Source organism: Dietzia sp. Die43 (assembly GCF_024519835.1).
Classification (GTDB): Bacteria; Actinomycetota; Actinomycetes; order Mycobacteriales; family Mycobacteriaceae; genus Dietzia; species Dietzia kunjamensis.
In genome coordinates this window covers 1-22,472 of sequence record NZ_JALJRF010000017.1, presented here as the reverse complement: position 1 = coordinate 22,472, position 22,472 = coordinate 1, and the positions used below count along the sequence as shown (strand labels likewise).

General features: G+C 71.8%; 21 protein-coding genes. 7 read left to right on the top strand and 14 right to left on the bottom strand.

What is annotated here, in order from left to right; translation table 11 throughout:
* Window positions 1–157: 157 nt before the first annotated feature.
* The 7 genes from NR111_RS14405 to NR111_RS14375 form a co-directional block, all read right to left on the bottom strand.
* Window positions 158–952 carry an alpha/beta fold hydrolase gene (locus NR111_RS14405; RefSeq protein ID WP_061228881.1) on the bottom strand — a complete coding sequence of 265 codons (795 nt, stop codon included), beginning with the start codon at window positions 950–952 and terminating at the stop codon, window positions 158–160.
* Complete coding sequence (locus NR111_RS14400; protein WP_256821204.1) at window positions 952–2,016, bottom strand: isopenicillin N synthase family oxygenase; 1,065 nt, start codon at window positions 2,014–2,016, stop codon at window positions 952–954. Before NR111_RS14400 ends, NR111_RS14405 begins: the two co-directional genes overlap by 1 nt.
* A gap of 154 nt (window positions 2,017–2,170) precedes the next feature.
* Window positions 2,171–3,226 (bottom strand): allantoicase, encoded by a 1,056-nt coding sequence (gene alc / locus NR111_RS14395; protein WP_256821203.1) that lies wholly within the window; start codon window positions 3,224–3,226, stop codon window positions 2,171–2,173.
* The gene (gene allB, locus NR111_RS14390) at window positions 3,223–4,608 is read right to left on the bottom strand and encodes an allantoinase AllB (protein ID WP_256821202.1); all 1,386 of its coding nucleotides are present in this window, start codon (window positions 4,606–4,608) and stop codon (window positions 3,223–3,225) included. The genes alc and allB overlap by 4 nt, the downstream gene beginning before the upstream one ends.
* The gene (locus NR111_RS14385) at window positions 4,605–5,978 is read right to left on the bottom strand and encodes an aldolase (protein ID WP_096906807.1); all 1,374 of its coding nucleotides are present in this window, start codon (window positions 5,976–5,978) and stop codon (window positions 4,605–4,607) included. The genes allB and NR111_RS14385 overlap by 4 nt, the downstream gene beginning before the upstream one ends.
* A 128-nt stretch (window positions 5,979–6,106) precedes the next feature.
* Complete coding sequence (locus tag NR111_RS14380) at window positions 6,107–7,246, bottom strand: XdhC family protein (protein WP_096906806.1); 1,140 nt, start codon at window positions 7,244–7,246, stop codon at window positions 6,107–6,109.
* A 47-nt stretch (window positions 7,247–7,293) separates the two neighbouring features.
* A complete protein-coding gene (locus NR111_RS14375) occupies window positions 7,294–7,581 on the bottom strand; it encodes a helix-turn-helix transcriptional regulator (RefSeq protein ID WP_096906805.1) in 288 nt (95 codons plus the stop codon).
* Window positions 7,582–7,690: 109 nt separating this feature from the next.
* Between NR111_RS14375 and NR111_RS14370 the strand changes: the two genes are divergently transcribed.
* The 4 genes from NR111_RS14370 to NR111_RS14355 are packed head-to-tail and all read left to right on the top strand — an operon-like array spanning window position 7,691 to window position 12,576.
* The gene (locus NR111_RS14370) at window positions 7,691–9,343 is read left to right on the top strand and encodes an ABC transporter substrate-binding protein (protein ID WP_256821201.1); all 1,653 of its coding nucleotides are present in this window, start codon (window positions 7,691–7,693) and stop codon (window positions 9,341–9,343) included.
* A complete protein-coding gene (locus NR111_RS14365) occupies window positions 9,310–10,335 on the top strand; it encodes an ABC transporter permease (protein WP_256821200.1) in 1,026 nt (341 codons plus the stop codon). Before NR111_RS14370 ends, NR111_RS14365 begins: the two co-directional genes overlap by 34 nt.
* The gene (locus NR111_RS14360) at window positions 10,328–11,908 is read left to right on the top strand and encodes an ATP-binding cassette domain-containing protein (RefSeq protein ID WP_256821199.1); all 1,581 of its coding nucleotides are present in this window, start codon (window positions 10,328–10,330) and stop codon (window positions 11,906–11,908) included. The genes NR111_RS14365 and NR111_RS14360 overlap by 8 nt, the downstream gene beginning before the upstream one ends.
* A complete protein-coding gene (locus NR111_RS14355; protein ID WP_256821198.1) occupies window positions 11,905–12,576 on the top strand; it encodes an ABC transporter ATP-binding protein in 672 nt (223 codons plus the stop codon). The genes NR111_RS14360 and NR111_RS14355 overlap by 4 nt, the downstream gene beginning before the upstream one ends.
* Here NR111_RS14355 and ccsB read toward each other — a convergent pair.
* From ccsB to NR111_RS14325, 6 genes are all read right to left on the bottom strand, one after another.
* Window positions 12,573–13,571, bottom strand: a complete 999-nt coding sequence (gene ccsB, locus NR111_RS14350) for a c-type cytochrome biogenesis protein CcsB (RefSeq protein WP_256821196.1) — start codon at window positions 13,569–13,571, stop codon at window positions 12,573–12,575. The two genes, NR111_RS14355 and ccsB, sit on opposite strands and share 4 nt — an antisense overlap.
* Window positions 13,568–15,229: a cytochrome c biogenesis protein ResB gene (locus tag NR111_RS14345; RefSeq protein WP_256821195.1), complete on the bottom strand. Its 1,662-nt coding sequence runs from the start codon at window positions 15,227–15,229 to the stop codon at window positions 13,568–13,570. The genes ccsB and NR111_RS14345 overlap by 4 nt, the downstream gene beginning before the upstream one ends.
* Before the next feature lie 221 nt (window positions 15,230–15,450).
* Window positions 15,451–15,900: a cyanase gene (gene cynS / locus NR111_RS14340; protein WP_256821193.1), complete on the bottom strand. Its 450-nt coding sequence runs from the start codon at window positions 15,898–15,900 to the stop codon at window positions 15,451–15,453.
* Window positions 15,901–15,966: 66 nt separating this feature from the next.
* Window positions 15,967–16,899, bottom strand: a complete 933-nt coding sequence (locus NR111_RS14335) for a formate/nitrite transporter family protein (protein ID WP_256821192.1) — start codon at window positions 16,897–16,899, stop codon at window positions 15,967–15,969.
* Between the two features lie 220 nt (window positions 16,900–17,119).
* The gene (locus NR111_RS14330) at window positions 17,120–19,003 is read right to left on the bottom strand and encodes a hypothetical protein (protein WP_256821191.1); all 1,884 of its coding nucleotides are present in this window, start codon (window positions 19,001–19,003) and stop codon (window positions 17,120–17,122) included.
* Window positions 19,000–19,578 carry a DUF3558 family protein gene (locus tag NR111_RS14325; RefSeq protein ID WP_256821189.1) on the bottom strand — a complete coding sequence of 193 codons (579 nt, stop codon included), beginning with the start codon at window positions 19,576–19,578 and terminating at the stop codon, window positions 19,000–19,002. Before NR111_RS14325 ends, NR111_RS14330 begins: the two co-directional genes overlap by 4 nt.
* A gap of 285 nt (window positions 19,579–19,863) precedes the next feature.
* On the opposite strand from NR111_RS14325, the gene NR111_RS14320 reads away from it, so the two are divergent.
* Window positions 19,864–20,826, top strand: a complete 963-nt coding sequence (locus NR111_RS14320) for a WXG100 family type VII secretion target (RefSeq protein WP_256821186.1) — start codon at window positions 19,864–19,866, stop codon at window positions 20,824–20,826.
* 14 nt (window positions 20,827–20,840) lie between these two features.
* Entirely contained in the window at window positions 20,841–21,026 is a 186-nt protein-coding gene (locus tag NR111_RS14315; protein ID WP_256821185.1) for a hypothetical protein, read from the top strand.
* 26 nt (window positions 21,027–21,052) lie between these two features.
* Here the strand turns inward: NR111_RS14315 and NR111_RS14310 are convergent, their stop codons facing one another.
* Window positions 21,053–21,670, bottom strand: a complete 618-nt coding sequence (locus tag NR111_RS14310; protein WP_256821184.1) for a hypothetical protein — start codon at window positions 21,668–21,670, stop codon at window positions 21,053–21,055.
* Window positions 21,671–21,874: 204 nt separating this feature from the next.
* Between NR111_RS14310 and NR111_RS14305 the strand changes: the two genes are divergently transcribed.
* The coding region (locus tag NR111_RS14305) for a DUF222 domain-containing protein (RefSeq protein WP_256821182.1) at window positions 21,875–22,472 on the top strand (598 nt) is incomplete at its 3' end.

Sequence of the window (22,472 nt, the reverse complement as noted above, 5' to 3'; positions counted from 1 at the left end):
ATCGGGACCCGGGTCCTGTGCCCGGGCGGACACCGCGCCGCTGCCTGACTGATGACTCGGCCGCCGGGGCGTCGGTCGCCCGGCGGCCGGGTCGGCTGGGCCGACCGCACCGCCGCGGTGTCGCCTCCGAGTCTGACACCAGCGCTTTTCCGCCGTGTTACGCCGACGTGAGGGCGATGTGGCGCGCCGGCCGATCCGCGTCGCCGGCGGCGACGTCCCGCGTGAAGCTCGCCAGCGCCGCGCACAGTGGGCCTGGTGCGGACAGCTGCGGGACGTGGCCCGTGTGGAGCGTGACCACCCGGGCACCAGGGGTGAGCTGCTGCATGCGTCGCTGCGCGATGATCGGCACGGTGCGATCCCCGGTGGCTTCGACGTACAACCGCGGCAGGGCGCCGAAGCGCGCAGGGGTCCAGGCGGCGGAGATCAGCCGGGCGCTCTCCCGCTGCGGACGCAACCGTCGCGCGGCAGCGATCGCCTCCCCCTCCAGGGCATCGTGGAAGAACACCGCCGCCGCGGCCTCGGGCGGGACCGAGGTCTCGCGCCCATCGGCGCTCGACTCGAGCCACCGGGAGATCCCCACATCCGTGGGCAGGCCGATCCCGGCGCAGAGCTGCGCGAAGTCCACCCCCGAAGGCAGCATCATCCCGGCGACGAAGGCGACCCCGGCGACCCGGTCCGGAATCAGTTCGGCGACCCGGGTCACCACGACCCCGCCGCCGGAGTGCCCCACGAGAACGGCGGGTCGTTCGAGAAGCCGCACGAGTGCTGAGACATGGTCGGCCAGGGTGTCGAGGTCGACCACCTCGTCGTCGTCGCCGCCAACGCCCGGTAGGTCGACCACATGGGGGCGGAGGCCGGCCGCACGGAGCGGACCGGTGACGGTGTCCCACACCCAGCCGCCGGCCCACGCGCCGTGGACCAACACCACGTCCGTCACGGTGTCGACCTCCATTACCGGGCCGACGCCGCCAGGACCCGGGCCGCCTCGCGAACCGCCGCGGTATTGGCCTTGCCGTGCCGGGACCCGGCGAGCTTGGCGGCGATGTGTTCGCGGACGGTGACGGACTCGTAGGCGTCGCCGTCGGTGCCCACGAACTCGGGCAGGGTGGCCACCACGGCGTCGACGTTGCCGTCGTGAAAGAACGCGGCAGAGCGGCGGCGGACGATGCGGCCGTCGACGATCGGTGGCGCCACGCGGTGCAGGGTCGACATCCACCGGTCGTTGGTCAGCCGCGCGGTGAGGTCGCCGAGGTTGACCAGCAGGCCGTCCTCCACGGGCTGGACGTCGTGCCAGCCTCCGTCGGTGCCGAGGACCTGGAGACCGGCAACCCGGTCGGCCCACAGGACCGTGACCAGACCGAAGTCGGTGTGCTCGCCCATTCCCTTGAGTTCGCCGTCGAGCGAGACGGGCCCCTCGTCGAGGGCGTAGTTGACCATGCGGAGAACGTCGATCGAGTGGTCGGTGAGCTGCTCGAAATACCCCGCGGGCTGGCCGAGGGCGTCGGCGAAGACGCGGGTGAGCGTGCGCGCGACACGGGAGGCCTCGGCGAAGTAGGCATCGACCCGCTCGCGGAAACCGGGCCGCCGGCCACCGGGGAGATCGGGCCACACGTTGATCCCGTAGTCGTCCTCCGACAGGTCCAGACCGATGAACGAGCGTGCCTCGACCCCCACGTTGAACGCCTCGAAGAAGTCGTTCATCCGCCCCGCGGACTCCACCCCGAGGCTCAAACTGAGCGACTCGCTCCTGGGCGGGCTGTACCCGCGGTTCGCATCGGCCACGCGGTAGGCCTTCTTGGCCTCGAGGGGCAGTGCGAAGAAGTCGTCGATCGCGCCGGCCAGACCGTCGATGACCGCGGGTGCCACGCCGTGTCCGACGATCTGCATGAACCCGACGGTCGAGCAGGCCTCGTCGATCTCGCGGGCGACCCGCGCGCGGTCGTCGGAGGACCCGCCGACGACGTAGGGAGACAGGTCCACCGTGGGGACGTGGAAACCGGGGTGATCAGTGGTCATGAGCTTCTCCTGTGGCGGAGTGGCCGGCCGAGGTGACGGGGGCCGGTGTGCCGGGCCGCGGCGCCCACCACGCGGGGTGGGGGCCGGTGCACGACCATGTCTACCGAGGGCGGGTTCCGTCGCCGTCACCCGCGTGTGACCACCGCATTAACGGTCAGCTCCGCGGGAGCCGGGCGGCCATCGCCTCGAGCGCGTCCGCCGTGAGCCGCCCGTGCACCCGGAGTCGCGCGATGCCGCCGTCGGGGAAGACGTCGATGCGGACGAACCGGACGGGGTCGGGGTCTGTGCCGGGAGTGTCGGGGCCGGCGGGGGCCCCGACGAGGAACCGGTGGCGGCAATCGGGCTGCAGCGGGGTGCGGGGCACCAACTCGACCCAGGTCTCGGGGCGGTCGAGGTCCTCGGCCCTGCGGATGCCGTGCAGGGACGCCGATCCGGGGGCGTTGCCGACGTAATAGGAGGTGTCGATCTCCACGTGATCGACCGTGCCCGGGCCGGCCAGGGCGATGGTGACGTGGTCGTTGCCGTCGTCGCGGCGGCGGGCGTTCTCCCAGCCCTCGCCCATGTGGCGGGAGCGGCCGGAGGCGATGATGTTGGCCGGTGACGAGTAGAACAGGTCGGAGCAGTCGACGATCCGCCCGCCGTTCTCCGCCGCCGCCAGGTCGACTGTGCCCGCCAGGAACCGGGGGTCCGGCGCGGGGTCGCCGTGCACCCGCAGCCTGGCGATGCCCCCGTCGGGGATCATCCGCAGCCGCACGTGGGTCACGGGCGTCTCGTCGGCCACATCGTAGGCGTTGCGGGTGTCGCCCTGCGCGGGGGACGGCGGGACCAGCGGCCGCCACGATGCCGCGGCGAGCTGCTCGGCGTCCGGGTAGCCCTCGACCCACGCACCGTCGAGGGCGACCTGCGGCGGGTAGTTGCCGCGGAAGAAGGCGGTGTCCACCACGACGCCGCGGACCACGCCCGGCACCCCGAGCCGGATGATCGCCTCGTCCTCGCCCGGGGTGCGGCGGCGGCGCGTCTCCCAGCCGTCGTAGACCTTGCCCTTGTGCCCGAACAGGGTCGGGTCGAAGGCCGGCTCACCGGGCAGGAGCAGGTTCTCCTTCTCGGCGAAGAACTCGTCGTCGGCGTGGACGACCGCGCCCGCGAGGGTGCGGGAGGCCAGATCCGGCAGTGTGAGGAAGTCAGGCGTGGTGGACGGGGTCGCGGTCATGCGGGGGTCTCCATTCTGGACGAGGCCAGGGAAGGGATGGGGCGGAGCACCGGGTGGCCCGCGGCCGGGCGGTCCAGGTCCACGCGGTGGCCGGCGAGGTAGACCTCGCGCACGACGCCGGCCAGGGCCCGTTCGGCGTAGGCGGTCACGGGGTTCTTGTGCTCCAGCCGCTCGGGCAGGACCACGAAGGCGTCGTCGGGGGCCAGGACCACCAGGTCCGCGCGGGCGCCGGGACGGATAGCCCCCCGGTCGGGAAGGCCGACGAACGCGGCGGGCCCGGAGGCCATCCACCGCACCACGTCGGGCAGCCCCATCCCCCGGCGCCGGGCCTCGGACCACATGATCGGCAGGCCCAGTTGGACGGAGGCGATCCCGCCCCACGCCTCACCGAAGTCGCCGGTGTCGAATCGCTTGAGCTCGGGCACGCACGGGGAGTGGTCGGAGACCACCAGATCGATGGTCCCGTCGCGCAGCCCCTCCCACAGTCCCTCGCGGTTGCCGGCCTCCCGGATCGGCGGGCAACACTTGTAGTGGGTGGCACCGGGTTGGATCTCCTCGGCGAAGAGCGACAGGTAGTGCGGGCACGTCTCCACGGTGATCGGCAGCCCCTCGGCCTTGGCGGCGCGGATCAGCGGCAGTGCGTCGGCGGCGGACAGGTGCAGGATGTGCGCGCGGCACCCGGTGCGCCGGACGCCGTCGATCACCTGCGCCACCGCGCGGACCTCCGCCGACACGGGCCGCGAGTCGAGGAACCCGGCGTATGCCGGCCCGTCGGGCGGGGTCTGGGCGTCGATGGTCCCGGCGTCCTCGGCGTGGACGATCAACAGGCCGTCGAACGACGCGATCTCCGCCATGGCCGCGAGCATCTGCGCCGGGTCCAGCGGCGGGAACTCGTCGATCCCGGAGTGCAGCAGGAAGCACTTGAACCCGAACACGCCGCGGTCCCACAGTTCACGCAGCCGGCCGAGGTTCTCCGGCACCGCGCCGCCCCAGAAGCCGGTGTCGACGTGCAGTTTGCCCACCGTGCTGCCGAGTTTGGCGTCGAGCGCAGCGGGGCCGGTGGTGACGGGGCTGGAGTTGAGGGGCATGTCGATCAGGGTCGTCACGCCGCCGCGGGCCGCGGCGCGCGTGGCGCTGGCGAAGCCCTCCCAGTCGGTGCGTCCGGGTTCGTTGACGTGCACGTGGGTGTCGACCAGGCCGGGCAGCAGGACCACGTCGCGGGCCAGGGTCACCGTGTGGGCGCCGGTGGGTGCCCGGTCGAGTGCGCCCGGGGCCACGTCGATGGTGGTGATGGTGCCGTCGGCGACGACGACGAGGGCCTCCCGCTCGGCACCGTCGACGATCGCCCGGTGGGCCCGGATCACCAGGTCGGGGTGGGTCATCTGCTCTCCTCATGGTCGGTTCCCGGGCGTGTCAGCGCGGCCAGGTCGGCGCGATCGACGCCGGCGCGGGTGGTGATCTCGTCCGCGGTGACGGCCCCGCAGTCCAGTGCGCGGACGCAGAAGTCGGCCAGGGCGCGGGCGGTGGCGGGTTCGTCGAGGTATCCGGCGTCCGGGCCCGTGCCGAGGTAGGCGGCGATCCTCGCGCACGCGGCCGGCACCGAACGCCGGTAGAAGGCGTAGGTGGCCACGTACCGGGACACCAGCTGCGCGGGATGCAGGTCCCAGCCCTGGTAGAAGCCGCGGCGCAGTGACCGGTCGATCAGCCGCGCGTGCAGACGCCACCCCGCGCGCACCGCCTCCGCGTCGCCGACGGGCAGCCGGTTGGTGGAGCCGTCGGACAGCGCCACCCCGGTGCCGGCGGCCGCGACCTGCATGACGGCTTTGGCGTGGTCGGCGGCCGGGTGGTCCATGGCCTGGTACTCGGCGGCGATCCCGCAGGCGGCCGAGTAGTCGTAGGTGCCGTAGTGCACACCGATGCAGCGCCCGTCGGCGGCGTGGATCAGCCGGGCGACCAGTGCCGAACCGTCGGGGGCGCAGATCGACTGCGGGGTCTCGATCTGGATCTCGAACCGCAAGGCGCGCTCCGGCAGGCTGCACGCCGCTTCGAGGTCGCGGCAGATCCCGACCATCGCGCGCACCTGGTCGACGGACGTCACCTTGGGCAGGGTGGGCCGGAACCCCGCCAACAGCGCGTCGCGATCCGGTGCGGCGGCCAGCCCGGCGACCACGCGGGTGAACGTGAGGACACCCCGGCGGCGGGTGGCCGGGTCGAGGGACCCGAACCGCACGCCCCAGAACGGCGGCGACGACGACCGCCCTGACCAGCGGGTGATCACCTCGGCCAGCACCCGGTCCACGTGCCCGTCCTCGTCGCGGTCCCGCCTCCCGGGGGGCACATCCCGCTGGGTGAAGCCGTCCTCGAAGTCGATGCGCAGGTCCTCGACCGGCTCGACCTCGAGCTTTGCCCGGACCAACGCGTGAATCGCGGGGGCGTCCGCCGGGGCCACCAGATCGCCGCCGCCGGAATCACCGCTGACCTGGGCTGCCCTGAACACCCTCTGCAGGGCAGCGGGGTCCGGCAGGTGTTCGTCGAACGCGGCGAGAGCGACCGCGCCCACTTCGCTGACAATCCCGGCGTGCACGCGATCCGCGGGCAGGTACAGGGTGTGGACGGGTTGGCGACCGGTGGGCGGCCCGGGGAACAGCTCGGCTTGCTCGGCGTCGTGGGCCGCGAGGCGGGCGTCGACGCCGGCGAGGACGACGTCCGTGTCCGGGCCGACGACCGGGTCCGGTGTGGGGAGTGGGTTCACGCGTACTCCTGGGAACGAGGGGGTGGGCGCGACCCGCCCGCTACACCTGTCTATCGACGCACGGTTCCGCCATGGTCACCCACGCGTGTCCCCCGTGTTACGCCGCGAATGGATGCGCCCGACGGCGCTCACCGGTGGATCGCGGCATCCATCCCCACCAGCGGTGCCCCGGTCCCGCCCCGGCGATGGGCGACGAGCTCGGCCGCGATCGACAGCGCGGTCTCCGCGGCAGTTCGCGCGCCCAGGTCCAGCCCGATCGGCGAGTGCACGCGCTGCAGCCCCGCCTCGGGGACCCCCTCCGCGCGCAGATCCGTCATCCGCTGGGTGTGGGTGCGTCGGCTGCCCATCGCGCCGATGTACCCGGCGCGGGTCCGCAGCGCCTCGACCAGCAGCGGGATGTCGAACCTGGGATCGTGGGTGAGGACGCAGATCGCGGTGGAGGCGTCGACGCGGGTCCCGGCGAGGTACTGGTGCGGCCACCGCCGCACCACCTCGGCGGCCGCCGGGAAGCGCTCGGCGGCCGCGAACACCGGTCGGGCATCGCACACCGTCACCCGGTACCCGAGCTGCGCACCCATCGGTACGAGGGCCTCGGCGAACGCGGTCGCGCCGAACACCAGCAACCGCGGCGGGTCGAGCCGGTGCAGGAAGACGCGGGCCGGCAGGGCGGCGCCGTCTGCAGCGCTGTCGGCGGCAGGGTCGGCGGCAGGGGCGGCGAAGACGACGCCGGTTCCGCGCCCCTCGGCGATCGCCGCGGCCACCGGCCCGCCGGCCCAGGGCGGGGCCTCGTCGTCGTCGACCCCTGTGCCGCCGTCTCCCCCCGCCACCATCCACTGCCCGGCGCACGGGCCGTCAAGGACGGTGGCCGCGACCACGGCGTGGCCCTCGCGCGCGGCGGCGAGCAGTCGGTCAACGGGGTGCGCGAGGCCCGGCGGTGGCGCGGGGGCGAGGGGTTCGACGAACACCTCGAGCGATCCGCCGCAGGTCGGGCCCACGTCGAGGAGTCGGTCGGGGAGTTCGTCGCCGTCGGGGCCGAAGCGCGCGAGGGCGGGGCCGCCGTCGACGATGACCTGCTCGCACAGCGTGTACACCGCCGCGTCCACGCAGCCGCCGGAGACGCCACCGACCACCTCGCCGGTCGCGGAGACCGCCATCGCGGTGCCCGGGGCCAGCGGCGCCGACCCGCCCGTCGCGACGACCCGGGCCAGCGCAGACGCGACGCCGGCAGCGCGCCAGCGGGCCAGGGTCTCGGCGACGGGGATGTCCATGCGCTCAGGATGGCGAGGTCACATTGCCGAGGTGTTACCGCCGGGCTTCAGTCGTGGCGCGCGCCCATGAGGTGCAGGATCCGGTGCACGGTGTCGTCGACGAGCGTGTAGCGCACGATGCGGCCGTCGGCGTCGTCGCGGGTCGCGCTGACCCAGCCCTCGTCGCGCAGGATCCGCAGCGCCTGGGACGCCGCGTTGCGGGTGATGCCCACGGATTCCGCCAGGTCGGAGACCGTCGCGACACCCGGCCCGGCGTGGTGCATGTGCGCCAAGAGACCGAGGCGGGTGGGGTCGGCGAGCAGGTCGAAGCGCGCGGCCCAGTCGTTCACGTCCATCGGTTCACGTCCATCGGTTCCTCCGTAACAGCCGCGACACATTCCGCCTCTACGCTCGAGCGCACTAGGTGTCCGACCGGACACGTATCTCCCGTGGGTAGGAGACGCCTTGAGACCGTTCTACGCCGTCACCGGTGTGGGCCTCGCAGTGGCCCTGGCAGCGTCGGGATGCGCGATGCCGTCCGCCGCTGGTGACGGCGGGGAGGGTGGTCACAGCGGCGGGACCGGCAGCCGAGTCGTGCTGGCCGACTCCACACCGTTGGACGAGTTCAACCCGGTCTCCGGCTACGGCTCCACCGGAGTCTCGCCGCTGTACGAGGGGCTGCTGCGCCCGTCGGCCACGGACGACGAGTCGCTACCCGACCTCGTGCCCGCGCTCGCCGCGGCCGACCCGGTGGTCAGCGACGACGGGCTCACGTGGACCGTTCGGCTGCGCGAGGGCGTGCGGTTCCACGACGGCACCGCGCTGGATTCGGGGGACGTCGCGGCCACCTACCGGGCGGTGGCCGATCCGGTGTCGGGCTCGCCGATCGCGTCGGACTACACGTCGATCGCCCGGATCGGGACGCCGGACCCGCTCACCGTGGAGTTCGGGCTCGACGCGGCGGACCCGGGGATGCCCGCGCGACTTCTGCTGGGCATCGCCCCGTCCGAGCTGCTCGCGCCGGGGCCGGCCGCGGAATCGACGCTCAACACCGCACCCGTCGGCACCGGCCCCTACCGGCTGGAGCGCCTCTCCCCCGGCGAGGCCGTGCTGGTGGGCGATCCCGACCACCGCGACGGCGCCCCCGATGTCGACACCCTTGTCCTGCGGTCGGTGCCCGATGAGAACGCCCGCGCCCAGATGATCGTCACCGGCGAGGTCGACGGCACCGTCCTGCCGCCCGCCCTGGCTGCCGGGCTGGCCGACCGCGACGGGCTGGAGCTGGTGTCGGTCAACACCGCGGACTGGCGGGCCGTGGCCCTGCCCACCGCGCACCCCTTCACCGGCGACCCCGCGGTCCGGCGCGCGCTGACGCTGGCCGTGGACCGCGAGTCGCTGGTCGAGCACGTCCTCGCCGGGCACGGCCGGCCCGCCACCTCCCCGATCACCGACGCCTACCCGGAGTTCGAACCGGTGGGCGTAGCCGGCGTGCAGCCCGACGCGGACCCGGCCGCGCGCCGGGCCGTCGCGCGGGGCCGGCTCGCCGAGGCCGGGTGGCGGCCGGGGCCTGACGGGGTGCTGGTCCGCGGAGGCTCCGCCGACAGGGCAGAGTTCGTGCTGGCCTATCCCGTCGCCGACTCGCTGCGCCGCGAACTCGCCTCGGCGGTGGCCGACCAACTGCGCGAGGTGGGCGTGGCCGTGGAACTGTGGGGCGGGACGTGGGACGAGATCGAGGCCCGCGCCGGCGAGGTGGCGGTCCTGCTCGGCGGCGGCGACAACCCGTACACCGTCGACACCCAGGCCTACCGCACCCTGCATTCGCGGACCCCGCTGTCCGGGCCGCTGGACAACCCCGGTGGCTACGGCAACGCGGACGTCGACCGCGCCCTCGACGCCGCCCGCCGCGCCGCCGACCCGGCCGAACGGACCCGCCTCTACCGGCGGGCCCCGCGGGCGTACCTCCAGAACCCCGGGCACCTGTTCCTCGTGACTCTCGACCACACCTATCTCGTCCGCGACACCGGCCACACCGGGCCCGCCCCGATCCTCGAACCGCACTCCCACGGCGCGACCTGGGGACCGTGGTGGGCGGTCGCGCACTGGACGGCCCGCCCGTGATCCGGCGACTGCGTGAACGACGAGCCGAACTCGCACGCGTCACGGTCCGCCGGGCGCTCGCCGCGCCGATCGTCGTGCTCGCCGTGACGCTGGCGGCGTTCATCATGGCCGACGCCTCACCGCTCGACCCGCTGGCCGCCCACCTCGGCGACGGCTACGAACGCCTGACCGCCGCCGAACGCTCGGCCTCCGCCACCGCCCTCGGCACCGATCGGCCCTGGTGGCAGGCCTGGACACAGTGGATCGCGGGACTGGCGACCGGCGATATCGGCTACTCCCCCACCTTCCGCCAACCGGTGCTCGACGTGCTCACCGAGCGGCTTCCGTGGACCGTGGGACTGTCGGCGGTGGGGCTGGGGATCGCCCTCGTCGTCGTCGTCCTCTCCGGCCTCATCGCGGCGGCGCGCCCCCACGGCGCGGTCGACCGGGCGCTCGCCGGGGCGGCGGTCACGCTGAGTTCGATCCCGACGTTCGCGCTGGCCCTGGGCTCGGTGGCGGTGTTCTCGGTGGCGTTGGGGTGGCTGCCCGTCTCCGGCGCGGCCCCGCCCGGGCAGGCGGCCACGGTGGGCGGCGTGGTGCGGTACGGCATGCTGCCCGCGCTCGTGCTGGCCGCCGGGCAGGTGCCGTGGATGTTGCTCGCGTTCCGGCGGGCGGTGCTCGACGCCGGGGCCTCGCCGGCCGTCGCCGAGGCGCGGGCCCGCGGACTGGGCGAATGGACCGTTCTGACCAGGCACGTCGCGCCCGTCGCGTGGGCTCCGCTCGTCGCGCTGCTCGGCTCGCGGGTGCCCGAGGTAATGGTCGGATCGCTGGTCGTGGAGACCGTCTTCGCGTGGCCCGGGGTGGCGGCCGCAACCGTCGACGCCGCGCTCGGGGCCGACTTCGCGCTGCTCGCCGCGGTGACGGTCGCCGCGTCGCTCACCGTCCTGGTCGGCACGTGGCTCGCCGACTGCCTGCTGCTCGTCGCCGACCCGAGGGTGCGGATCGATGCGTGATCGGGCGGTGGGGCGGGTGGCTGGCCTGCGGGCGGCGGGCGGGGTGATGCTCGTGGCCGTGGTGGCGTTCGCCCTGGTGTGGCCCGTGATCGCGCCCGCGGGCATGGTGTCGTCGGGGTACCTGTCGGCCGACCTGCCGCCGACGTGGGCGCACCCGATGGGCACCGACGGGCTCGGGCACGACCTGTCCGTGCGGGTGGCGCAGGCGCTGCGGGTGTCCCTGGCGGTCGCCGCGGGCGCTGCGGTGCTCGCCGGGGTGCTCGGCGTGGCGGTGGGCGCCGGAGCGGCGGCGTGCGGTGGCCGGGTCGACGCGGCACTCATGCGGTGCACCGACGCCGTCGCCGCCGTGCCGCACCTGCTCGCCACGGTGGTGGTGGTGGCCCTGTTCCGGGGGTCGCTCGCCGCCATCGTGGTGGCCCTGGCGCTGACCCACTGGCCTGCGGTCGCGCGGGTGGTGCGGGCCGAGGCGCAGACGATCATGGCGTCGCGGTACGTCGCCGCGTCCCGCGTCGCCGGGGCGTCCCCGCTGCAGCTCGCGCGGTGGCACGTCCTGCCGGCCGTGGTCGGGCAGGCCGGCCTCGCGACGGTGCTCATGGTCCCGCACGCCGTGTGGCACGAGTCGACCCTGTCGTTCCTCGGCATCGGCATGCCGCCCGAACGGCCGAGCCTCGGCACACTCGTCGCGCTGTCCCAGCCCGGCCTCCTGCTCGGCCGGTGGTGGCCGCTGGCCTTCCCCACCGCCGCGCTCATCGCGGTGACCGTGGCGGTGGCGCTGCTGGGGCCCGGGACGCCGGGGCGCAGGGCGGCACGACGCGGGGCGGTGCGACGCGGGGTCCCCGTAGGTGACCACAACCCCGGCGACCACCACCGCGACGACGACGAGGTGGGCGCCAGCCGGGCGGGCCTGACGGTGGACGATCTCGTGGTGGCCCACCGGGGCCCGGGCTCGGAGCGGGCGGTCAACGGGGTGACCCTGCGGATCGAGACGGGCCGGGTCGTGGCGATCGTCGGGCCGTCGGGCGCCGGCAAGTCCAGTCTGCTCGACGCCTGCGCCGGGCTGACCCCGGCGGGAGCGATCACCGCAGGCCGGGTGGACGTGCGCCCCGGTGGGTCGACCGGGCACGTCCCCCAGTCCGCGGCGGACGCGTTCACCCCGACCCGGCACCTGCGGGGCCAGCTCGAGGAGGGGCTCGCTGTCGGGCGCCGTGGCCGCGGTGACCGCTGCACCCTCCGGGACGTCGACGCCCTCTGCCGGCTCGCGGGGGTCGATCCCGCCCTGGCCGACCGCTACCCGAGCCAACTCTCCGGCGGGCAGCTGGGCCGGATGGCGATCGCGGCCGCGCTGAGCACGAACCCCACCGTCCTGCTCGCCGACGAACCCACCACCGGCCTGGACGCCGACCTGGCCCGGACCGTCCTGACGACGCTCCGCCGACTGGCCGACGAGACCGGGCTCGCAGTGCTGCTCGTGACCCACGACCACGCCGCGATCGCGGAGAGTGGCGTCGCCGACGAGGTACTCGAGATGCGTGGCGGGCGGCTCCGGCCGGTCGCGGAATTGGTGTCGTCATGACGCTGTCCGCACGCGGGGTCGCCTACCGGCACGCCGGACCCGACGGATTCACGTTGCCCCCGACCGATCTGACCGTGCGCGGGGGCCGGATCACCGCGCTCGTGGGCCCCTCCGGAAGCGGCAAGACCACCCTCGCGCACCTGCTCGCCGGGCTGCTGACCCCCACCGCCGGGACGGTGACGGTGACCGACGAACCCGCCGCGCCGACCGACGGCCCGGGTGTGCGGGAGGTGCGGCGCCGGCGCGGCCGACTGCCCGGGCACACGGCGCTGCTGGATCAGGACCCGATGGCGTCGGCGGACCCCCGGATGACGCTCCGCCGGATCATCGCGCTCCCCGGACGGTTGCGCGTGAGCCCGGTGGACGTGGACGCGCTCGCCCGGGAGGTCGGACTGGACCCCGGGCTACTCGACCGCCGGCCCGGACAGGTCTCGGGCGGACAGCTCCAGCGCGCCTGCCTCGCCCGGGCGCTGGCCCAGCGGCCGCGTTACCTGATCGCCGACGAGGCCACCGCGCATCTGGACCCCGAGAGCACGAACGCGATCGCGGGCGTCCTGCGGGCCCGCGCCGACGGGGGGCTCGGCGTCCTCGCGATCACCCATGATCAGCGGCTCGCGGCCGACTGGGCCGACGTCGTCCACACGATGGGCGACGCCGCCGGGAGTTAGTTCAGCCCGGCGTAGGAGTGCAGGCCCGAGACCACGATGTTGATGAAGAACAGGTTGAACACCAGCACAGCGAAGCCGGCGATGTTGATCCACGCCGCCTTCTTGGGGCCCCAGCCGCTGGTCGCACGGGCGTGCAGGTAGCCCGCGTAGAGCACCCACGAGATGAACGACACCGTCTCCTTGGGGTCCCAGCCCCAGAAGCGGCCCCACGCGCTCTCCGCCCACACGGCGCCGAGCAGGATGCCCACGCCGAACACCGGAAAGCCGATGACCGTGGTGCGGTACGCGAGGCGGTCGAGGGTCTCGGCGGCCGGCAGTGGACGGGCCAGGCGGGCGCCCCAGCCAGCCTCCTGCCCCTGCGGCTGCCACACGCGGATGAGGTACATGATCGACACGACACCGGGGATGAGCAGGATGCCCGAGCCCAGCGCGATGATCGACACGTGGATCGGCAGCCAGTACGAGCGCAGCGCCGGCACCACCGGGGCGGCATCCGAGTACAGGTGGGTCCCGCCGAAGAACAGCAGCACCAGGATCGGCACCAGCAGATACGGCCACACCACCTGCAGTGCGGGCTTGCGCAGCCAGATCAGCCCCGCCGCCACCGCCAACAGCGTGGAACCGAGGATGAACTCGTACATGTTGCCCCACGGGAAGCGCTCCGTGGACAGCCCCCGCAGGACGAGGGACGCGGCGTGGAACACGAACCCGAGCACCACGAACAGCTGCGCGATCCGCGCCCAGCGCACGTTGCCGGCCGAGGCCCGCTCCTCATCGCCGGTGTCGGTGAGGGACCGCGACTCCGTCAGCCCGGTCCCACCGGCCGTGACCAGCTCCTTCTCCGAGACCTTGGCCACGCGGAAACCCGCGTAGTAGATCAGCGACGCGATCAGCGCCAGTACGTAGATCCCGAACGCCGTCCGGAACGCCAGGTCCGAGTAGGTGGCCAGCGTCTCGTCGATGGGCAGGCCCTGTGCGAGGGTCGAAGTGATCACCGGGTGTCGTCCTTCCGCGCAGCGTCGGCGGCGGTACCGCGACTAGTTGAAGTGTGGCCCGTGTCGGCCTCACCCGGCAACACGGGTGTGGCAGCCGCCGCCGAGACCAGCCGGTCCCGGAGCTCGTCGAACTCGCTCCCCCAGCCCGATCGGTCCGTCTTGGCCAGGCCACCCAGATCGACACGGGTGACCTCGTCGTCGTCGACACTCACCCGCGCCCAGATCCTCCGGCGCCGCACCATCAGGCTGAGCACCAACCCCGCCATCATCACGGCGGCCGACACCCCCACCCAAATCTGCGTGGGGTCGGAGGAGACCTGGATGTTGACGAACTCCTCGGCGCCGTCGAAGCGGACCTCCGTGCCGTCGGGCAGGGTCGTGGATTCGCCGGGCTTGAGGTTGACGCGCGCCTCGCGGTTGAGCGCGCCGGACTCGATGAGGTCCGGCTCGAGCGAGAAGACCGACTGCGGGCGGCCCGTGTCCAGGCCGGCGTCGCCGCGGTAGACGTCGATCGCCACCGCCGGGTCGTCCATGCGCGGGAACCGCGAGCTCAGCAGGGTGCCGTCGAACTGGGCGGTCGGCGCGAACAGGCCCTGGATGGCGATCTGCTGCGTGCGCCGCTCGGCCAGATCGGGGTACATGCCGGCCGGCGGGTCGAAGCGCATGATGCCCGAGGACAGGAACGTCTGCAGCTCGGTCGGTGACCAGTGCTGGGTGTCCGTGCGGGTCTCGCCGTTCGGGAACGTCACCGTGAACGTCGGCGCGAAGCCGTGACCCTGCAGGTAGACGCGCGTGGAGCCGATGCGCAGCGGGTGGTTGACCCGCATCTCGAACGGCTTCCACGTGTCGGGGTCGGTCGTGGCGACCTCCTCCGTGTAGCGCACGTTGGAGGTGAACATCTCGGCCTGGCCGTTGGGCAGGTAGTCGGCGCGGAAGTCCTCCACTTTGATGCAGAACTGTTCGAGGTCGGTGCCGTCGACCAGCAGTCCGGCGCGGAACGAGTCGTACGCGCTGGGCGTGGTGTTGCAGAACGCCGGGGACTCGGAGTTGGCGACGATGACGCGCATGCCCTCGGCGTAGACGAACTTGCCGGCCGCGAACATGACGAGCAGCGCGAGCAGGCCGAAGTGAAAGACGATGTTGCCGACCTCGCGCGAGTAGCCGCGCTCGGTGGACAGCTCGATGGTGCCGGGGACGCGGCCGTCGCCGTCGTTGCGGCGGACCCGGCCCTTGAGCTCGCGGCGGATCTGGTCCGCGGCCTGCTCCGGCGTGGCCGTGGTCCGGTACGCGGCGTGGTGCGGCAGGCGGGACAGGTTGCGCGGGGTCAGCGGCGGGGGCGTGCGCAGCTGGCGGACCAGCTCGAAGCAACGCGGGGTGAGGCAGCCGACCAGCGAGACGAACAGCAGGACGTAGATGGCGGTGAACCACCAGCTGCTGAAGACGTCGAACAGTTGGAGCTTGTCGTAGGTCTCGCCCAGCCAGCCGTTCTCGGCGATGTATTCGTTGACGTTGCCCTCGTTGAGGCTGCGCTGTGGCAGGAGCGCGCCCGGGATGGCGGCGACGGCCAACAGGAACAGCAGGATCAGCGCCGTGCGCATGGCGGTGAGGGTGCGCCACGCGTTGCGGAGGAACGCGGTGACGGCAGCGGTTCTGGGCATGGGGTCCATCTGCGGGTCGCGGCGCGCCGAGGCGGCTCGGGGCGTGGCTCGGCGCCGGTCGCACCCAGGCTAGTGGGGCGAACCTGAGCGGATCCTGGCAGGGTATGGCCAACTGCGGGGAGGTCGCGCCGGGTGTGGCGGGGGTCTCGGGCCGGCCGCCGGGGTCTCCCCCGCCGCGGGGGTTCCTGGCCGGTCGGGGGGCTCCTGGTCGGTCGGGGCCGTCACCACCGATAGTCGAGGAACTTCCCGTCCAGCGTGATCACGACGCGGTCGCCGTCGGGGTCAGGGCGACGGTTGATGTCGACCGTGAAGTTGATCGCGCTCATGATCCCGTCTCCGAACTCCTCGTGGATCAGCGCCTTGAGCGCCGGCCCGTACACCGACACCGCCTCGGTCAACCGATAGATCGTCGGATCGGCCATCACCTCCGCCGGTGTGCCGCGGCTCGGCTGCAGGGCGAGGCTCTCCGCCACGGTGTCATCGAGGCCGAGGAGGTCGCACACCGACCGCGCCTTCTCGGTCGACAGCGGGTGCTGGCCGAGTAGCGCCGCGGTGGTCCATACCAGCGGGGTCCCCAGATGCTCGGCCAGGTCGGCCCAGGTGCGGCCCTGTCGGATGCGGGCGGAGTCCACGAGCGCCGCGGCCTCGTGCCTGGACATGATGGGGGTCATCGAACGGATCCTCTCGGTGGGCGAGTCGGTGGGCGGGCTGGCTGGCGGTCGGGCGTGCCCGCGGGGTCAGACCGCGGCCGGCTCTGTGGTCGGGCGCTCGGTGGTCGCGCGCTCGGTGGCGGCTCGCTCGGTCGTCGCGCGCTCGGTGGCGGTGTCCGGAGCACCGACCGTTGCCGTGTCCGTGTCCGGGGACGACGTCCGCCGGGCCTTGGTGCGCGCGTGGGTGACGTAGAGGGTCAGGCCCACGAACAGCAGCCCGCCCACGAGGTTGCCGGCGACGGTCGGGATCTCGTTCCACACGAGGTAGTCGCCGAGGGAGAAGTCGCCGCCCAGCATCAGGCCGGTCGGGAACAGGAACATGTTGACCACGGAGTGCTCGAAGCCCATGTAGAAGAACAGCATCACGGGCATCCACATGGTCAGTGCCTTGCCGCTGACGCTGGTGGACATCATGGCGGCGACCACGCCGGTGGAGACCATCCAGTTGCACAGCACGCCGCGGAAGAACAGTGTCAGCATCCCGGCCGCACCGTGTTCGGCGTAGCCCAGCGTCCGGGATTCACCGATCTCGCCGAGCCGCTGGCCCACCTCGTCCGGGGCGACGTTGAATCCGTAGGTGGTGATGAACGCGATGAGGAACGCCACGGTGAGAGCGCCGGCGAAGTTGCCGACGAAGACCAGTCCCCAGTTGCGCAGCATGCCGCCGACCGTGACTCCGCGGCGCTTGTCGAGCAGGGCCAGTGGCACGAGGGTGAACACGCCTGTGAGCAGATCGAAGCCCAGCAGGTACAGGAGGATGAAGCCGACCGGGAACAGCACTGCTCCGAGGAGTGCACTGCCGGTCTGGACGGTGACGGTGACGGCGAAGGCCGCCGCGAGCGCGAGGATCGCGCCGGCCATGAATCCGCGGATGAGTGTGTCGCGGGTGGACATGTGGACCTTCTTCGCCCCGGCGTCGATCATCGCGCGGGTGAAGTCCTGGGGTTGGACGTAGGACACGGGTGCCTCCAGCTGTGCGGCGGTGGTGGTCGTACCGTGCCAAGTCTGAGAGGTCTGTGTGTCTGGCCAGTGACCTCACTGTGTGGGCTGGTTACCCTTTGCTCACCGCGCGGGGGATCTCCCGTGAGGCCGGCGCTGCTCGGGCGGACACGCGGGCCGGCAGCGCCGGTGTTCCCAGGTCGGCGCCTTGGGTCGCATCCTCGCCTGCCGCTCGCGTTGCTTAGTGCCGGTCCGCACCCCCGCCGGTGTAGTCGCGGCCGATCACGCGCCCCCGGAACGGTTCGGGCTGGTCCCACCGCACGGCCGAGGTTGCGTCTTCCACGGGTGCGCGGCCCAGCACCGCAGGCGCGACCTTGACCGGATCGCCGATGATCGCCGTGGTGTTGGTGGCGTTGGTCAGGTAGCTCGCGGGGGTGTGGCCGCGGCGGTCGTTGTTCTGCCCGGCCCCTGCCGCGCCCATCACTCCACCCATCGGCATTGCCCCAGCTCGCCCGGCGTGTGCCGAACTTGGTGACGACGACGAAAACGCCCCTGCACCCGGTCCCGCAGCACCTGCGCCTGCCGAACCGGCCCCGGGAGCTCCTGCGGCCGGGCCGCCGCCACCGAATCCGGCCAGGGTGCCGGCGCCACCCATGCGTGAGGCTCCTGCACCTGCGGCCGCAGCCCCGCCGCCGCCGACCAGCCCGGCTGTCGAGCCGAACCCGCGATCCCGATTGCGGTTGCTGTCGCCGACGGTTCCGCCTCGGATCCCACGGATCCCGGCCGCGCCGCCGGCTCCGGCGCCAGCGCCGGTCTGCTGACCGTGTGCGCCCGGTATCGGCGCGAACGGCGCCCCCGCTGCGGTCGTCGTGGCGTTGACACCACTTCCCGCCCCTGCCTGTCCCGCTGACGGCGCTGCCGCTCCTCCCCCGTCGGCGGCGCCTGCCCTCGCAGCCAGGAGAGCTTGCTCAGTGGCGGCATCCACGGCTGCGGTGGGAGTGCTCGTCGTCGTCCCCGCCCCGGCGCCGCCCGCGGTCCCGGCGGCCACCTGCGCCTCGTTGCCCGCTCCGCTCGCACCACCCGTGAGGGCGGCGATTGCGGCAGCGCTCGGCGCCGCCGGCTGGGCCGGCCGCGGGATGCCCTCGGTGTTCCAGACGCGCGCCATGTCGATACCGCTGGGCCCGCCCAGCGCCGAGGTCGACACCACCCGGTACGCGGCGGTGAAGTCGAGGTCATCGAGGTTGGCGTCCATGACTGCGGGGCTGTACTCGGTGTTGACGATCGCCCTGGCCTGCTCCTCCGCCGCCGCCATTCGGGCCCGCGACTCCGCAGCGGCGCTCAGCCCCGCAGGTCCGTGCTCCTGGCCGGAGAGCTGCGCGATCTTGGCTTGCGCTGCCTGCTCGGCGACGTTGGTGCGAGTGGTGACGAACCCGTCGTGCGCGCGCCTGGCCTTGGCTGCGACCTGCTCCAACTCCCCCGACAGGGCGAGCGCCGAGTTCACCAGGCCCGTCACCGAATCCTGCGCACTCGACGCGAACTCCCCCTGCCAGCTGCTACCGAGGATGTTGTTGAGGTCGCTGTTGAGCTGTTCCGCAGCTGAGTTCAGTGCCTCCGAGACTCTGGTGGCCCGCTCATCGATGTCGCTGAACTGGCTCGGCTGCAGCCCTTCGGCACATTGTGCGATGCGCTCCAGCGGCGAATCCGACACATCCTCCGGCCCCACTCGCCCGTAGGCGCCCATGACGCACATGTCCTGGAGTGCGAAGACGTCCGATTCGCTTGCATGTATCAAGCCGAGGCTCTGCAACCCTGCCGGCTCCTCAGCCGCCTTCGACAACGCCCCCGCCAACGCTTCATCCTGCGCCTCGATAAGGCCTCCGGCGGCGGCGAAGAGCATCGACATCGCCCGAGCTTGCGAAACGAACCCATTCAATAGTGTTCGCAGGTCTTCGTCGACAAAGAGGGAATAAACCGTCCCAATTTGACGAGCAGTGGGGAAAGCTCGCAGGTTGGCCTTCTGATTGTCTACTGCCTGTGACACCGCCAACTCAGTGACAGATTCGGCAAAACGGTTGCTCGCGTCCACGCACCGATTCGCGGCATACTCATCAAGATTCAGAATCACTTGAAGTCCCCTTTCGGGACAAACGGCAACACCGATTCGGTCGCGGCGTCCAACGCATCACATGCGTTTACTAACTCTTTCCCCTTGAACCTGCCGAGCCCATCTGTCGAATCCAATCTCAGCCACACTGTTCCAGCACTGGTGAAGAACAGCTGGAGGCAAGTCCCTCCCAGAGTGTCACCCTTCTCTACTAATCGGAGGCTCGTCCTTCCAGACTTTCGATACTCACGATCGCGAACTACGAACGTTCGATCGGCGAGGTAGTCCTCACGGGCTTTCCAGGTGGACAATGCCGAAAAGTGAACCTCCGGGCTCTTCCAGCCGCAGGACATTAGGGTTCTAGGTTCGTGACGGGTGAGACTTTCGATGGGCTGGACGGCTTTTCCGACCCCCTCTTCAATAGCTTCGATCGGAATCTCAGCACACGGGTCGAACAGCGCGGGCCTCTGCTCGATCGGCAGATCCCAGGGATTGCCCGGCTCCTCGGCAGCGGCTGGGCTCGTCGTCGTCGTCGACTTATCTTCTCCCCCGTCAGCCGACGCGCACCCGGACAGCACCACACCGGCGGCCACCACCGCGGCTACGAACGCTCTACTTTTCCCCACAACCTGTACGACGGGCCGAGCCGCCGAACGGTTCCCCCGACCTGAGGTTCGCGGCACCAAATCGCGTCGCCGCAGGTCGGAAGGGGCGTCGTCAGGTCGGTAGGCGCTCACGATCAGAGATCATCGCAGTCGTCGCCAGCCGACGGGTGGGTCATCACAGTGCCGGGCCCAGAGATTTCTGTGCCGGGTGCGGAACCGGACGGTGGGCTCGCGACGTCGTACCTGGTGACGGACAAGCTGCAGAAAGGGCGAGGCGTGAGTTACACGATCGGGCTGATCAGTCGTTGGGACACCACCGCGCTGACCGCCGCCGGGGACGCCATTGCCACCCGTCGTGCCACTGCAGAAGGGTTACGGACATCCTTGGCCGACGGGCGGGACACACTTTCCGAGGGCTGGTCCGGCGTCGCAGCAGACGCGGTCCTCGACGCGGCAGAGACCGAGAAGTCGCACGTCACAAAGCTCGTGGGCGGGCTCGAGGACCTCACCGACGCCCTGACCCGAGCCGAAGCAGCGCTGCAACCCGCAGTCCAATCGGTACGCGACCGAGTCCGGGACGCCGTCCGAGCCGGTCTGGTGGTGGGCCAAGACTCCGTCGGCCCTGGGCCCGGCCGCGACGACATCACCCAGGACACCGTCAACGCCCATGCCGAAACGATCCGCATGGCCCTGGACACCGTGCAGTCGCTCGACGAGCACTACGGCCGCGAGATCGATCTCGTGGCCACCCGGCTCCACGATGCGATCCCGCCAGAAGTCGACCGGCGACCGATACCGGGGCCAGAGCATTCATGGTTTGCAGCAGTCGACGCCGTGACCGGCGCGGCCGGCTACGGGTTCCCCATATCGGCCGACGAGCTGGACCCCGAAACTCGTGGAAAACACAAGCTCAACCCTGTTGCGGACGCCCCCGGGAAGGCGTGGGCTGGCGTCCTACGCGGCCTCGGCAGAGCGGCCGGCCCTGCCGGCGCAGCCGTCACCGTCTACGACGGCGTCGAGGGATACGCGACAGGCGAAACCACTGCTGGAGAAGCGTCCATGGAGACGGCGGGCGCTCTCATCGGTGGCACCACCAGCGGCATGGGGCTCGGGGCCATGGCCGGCGGTGCCATCGGTCCACTCGGCGCGATTCTGGGCGCTGGGATCGGCGCAGCGGTCGGCAGCTACTTGGGAAAGAAGGGGGGAAGTGCGGTGTTCGACCGTTACTTCACCCCGTGACTAGGAGGAACCGAATGGACGACGACAAACCTGACGATGGCCGCAAAATTCGCTGGATCTGGTTAAGTCCGCCGACCTGGGCTGCATTCACTCACAACATCCGCCTAATAGTGGCTAACGACCCCTCGGTCGTCGTTCGAATTTTCGGAGGCCTGGCGGTTATCGGCGGGGTGATCATCTGGGGCGAGTTCTTCGCCTGACTGGGGGCCAGCGGCGCAGGCTCGTATCACCCGTCGAGAAGATCTCTGCATTCCTCTTCGGTCGATTGCTCGAGGCACTCCATCCACCGAACCTGGTCGTCAACCCAGGGATGCCGCGGTTCCTGTCCGACATCCTGACGCCACGCGTAGTTGTCGCACAGGATCGCAACGCCACTGGCGTCGACCGCCCTGCGGCCGATATCCGCTCCCATGCACTCCGCACCGAGGCGTGGCCCCGCCTGCCGCATCGCCTCCTCGACTGCCGGATTCGGCGCCAACTGCGGGTCACGCGACCACGCGGCACCGTCGGTGTACTGCAAACGGGCGCAGAAGGCGGTCACGCCGTCAGCGAAGACGGCCAACGCACCGCGGGGCCCGCACTCAGCACCCTCGGCCACGATCGCCGGGGTCGGCGCGGCAGGACTGTGGGGTGTCTCGTAGAGCGTTGTGGAGGTCGGTGTTGCGATCTCCTGCGAAGTGGCCTTTTCGGCTGTGGTCACAGTAAATGCCGACGAAGTGGCGGAGGTGGGCGCCGGCCCCGGCGCATCATCAGCACCTCTTCCGAAGTCGCCGCACCCGGACACAACGGTGAGCACTGCCGTCAGCACACCGGTCACCCTCGCTCGCTCCGCGGCCACGTTCATGTGATCAGTATTGACACCGTCATCGTGGTGGGAGGCCTATTACACAAACCAGTTCGCACAGTCCCCCGCAAGGCCAGCTGAGTCCGGGCGCAATCGGGCGAGTAGTCCGCGAGCACGCGGCGGTGATGGCACCGGCGTTCCTCTTTCACTGACGCGAACTGGGACGACGCGTTCGTGTCGTACCCAGGTGATCTAATCGAACACATGAGCGACACCGGGATGCGAGCCACGGCCAGCAGGGAGCTGACCGCCGCGCTGTCCGCGCTCGATGCCCACCTTGAGCGCGACTGGGCAGAGGTGTCGCCGGCGGAACTGCATGCCGAACTGGTCGCCCTCGAACAGGCCCAACGCCGCATCCGCGCCTCCCAGGCCCGCGTTTTGGCCACCGCCCGCACCTCGGGTACCGCGCGGCAGATGGGATTCGTCAACGAGCGACAGATGCTCACCGGCGGCCTGGGCCTGGCCCCCGGGGAGGCGCGCGGCCGACTCGACGACTCCGCCATCGCCGACTCCGCCCGCATGCGCGCCACTGCCGAGGGCACCCTGTCCGCCGGGCACCTCAGGATCATCAACGCCGCCCTGGCAGCCCTGCCCGACGACTACGACGACGAGGCGCGCGCACACCTGGAAGCGCAGCTGATCGCCCTGGCCGCCGACCAGTGCACGACCCGCCGCCTCCAGGAACACGCGCACCTACTCCTGGACGCTGTCGATCCGGGGCGCACCGAGCGCGGCGCAGCAGAGCGGGCCCGCCGCCGCTCGGTCACGTGCGGCGGCCAGGGACTGGACCTGATGGCCCGCG

What these genes read in the sequence shown, in the direction of transcription:
- NR111_RS14405 (WP_061228881.1), bottom strand. Translation starts at nt 952, where the DNA reads ATGGAGGTCGACACCGTGACGGACGTGGTGTTGGTCCACGGCGCGTGG.
- NR111_RS14400 (WP_256821204.1), bottom strand. Translation starts at nt 2,016, where the DNA reads ATGACCACTGATCACCCCGGTTTCCACGTCCCCACGGTGGACCTGTCT.
- alc (WP_256821203.1), bottom strand. Translation starts at nt 3,226, where the DNA reads ATGACCGCGACCCCGTCCACCACGCCTGACTTCCTCACACTGCCGGAT.
- allB (WP_256821202.1), bottom strand. Translation starts at nt 4,608, where the DNA reads ATGACCCACCCCGACCTGGTGATCCGGGCCCACCGGGCGATCGTCGAC.
- NR111_RS14380 (WP_096906806.1), bottom strand. Translation starts at nt 7,246, where the DNA reads ATGGACATCCCCGTCGCCGAGACCCTGGCCCGCTGGCGCGCTGCCGGC.
- NR111_RS14375 (WP_096906805.1), bottom strand. Translation starts at nt 7,581, where the DNA reads ATGGACGTGAACGACTGGGCCGCGCGCTTCGACCTGCTCGCCGACCCC.
- NR111_RS14360 (WP_256821199.1), top strand. Translation starts at nt 10,328, where the DNA reads ATGCGTGATCGGGCGGTGGGGCGGGTGGCTGGCCTGCGGGCGGCGGGC.
- NR111_RS14355 (WP_256821198.1), top strand. Translation starts at nt 11,905, where the DNA reads ATGACGCTGTCCGCACGCGGGGTCGCCTACCGGCACGCCGGACCCGAC.
- NR111_RS14345 (WP_256821195.1), bottom strand. Translation starts at nt 15,229, where the DNA reads ATGCCCAGAACCGCTGCCGTCACCGCGTTCCTCCGCAACGCGTGGCGC.
- cynS (WP_256821193.1), bottom strand. Translation starts at nt 15,900, where the DNA reads ATGACCCCCATCATGTCCAGGCACGAGGCCGCGGCGCTCGTGGACTCC.
- NR111_RS14315 (WP_256821185.1), top strand. Translation starts at nt 20,841, where the DNA reads ATGGACGACGACAAACCTGACGATGGCCGCAAAATTCGCTGGATCTGG.
- NR111_RS14310 (WP_256821184.1), bottom strand. Translation starts at nt 21,670, where the DNA reads ATGAACGTGGCCGCGGAGCGAGCGAGGGTGACCGGTGTGCTGACGGCA.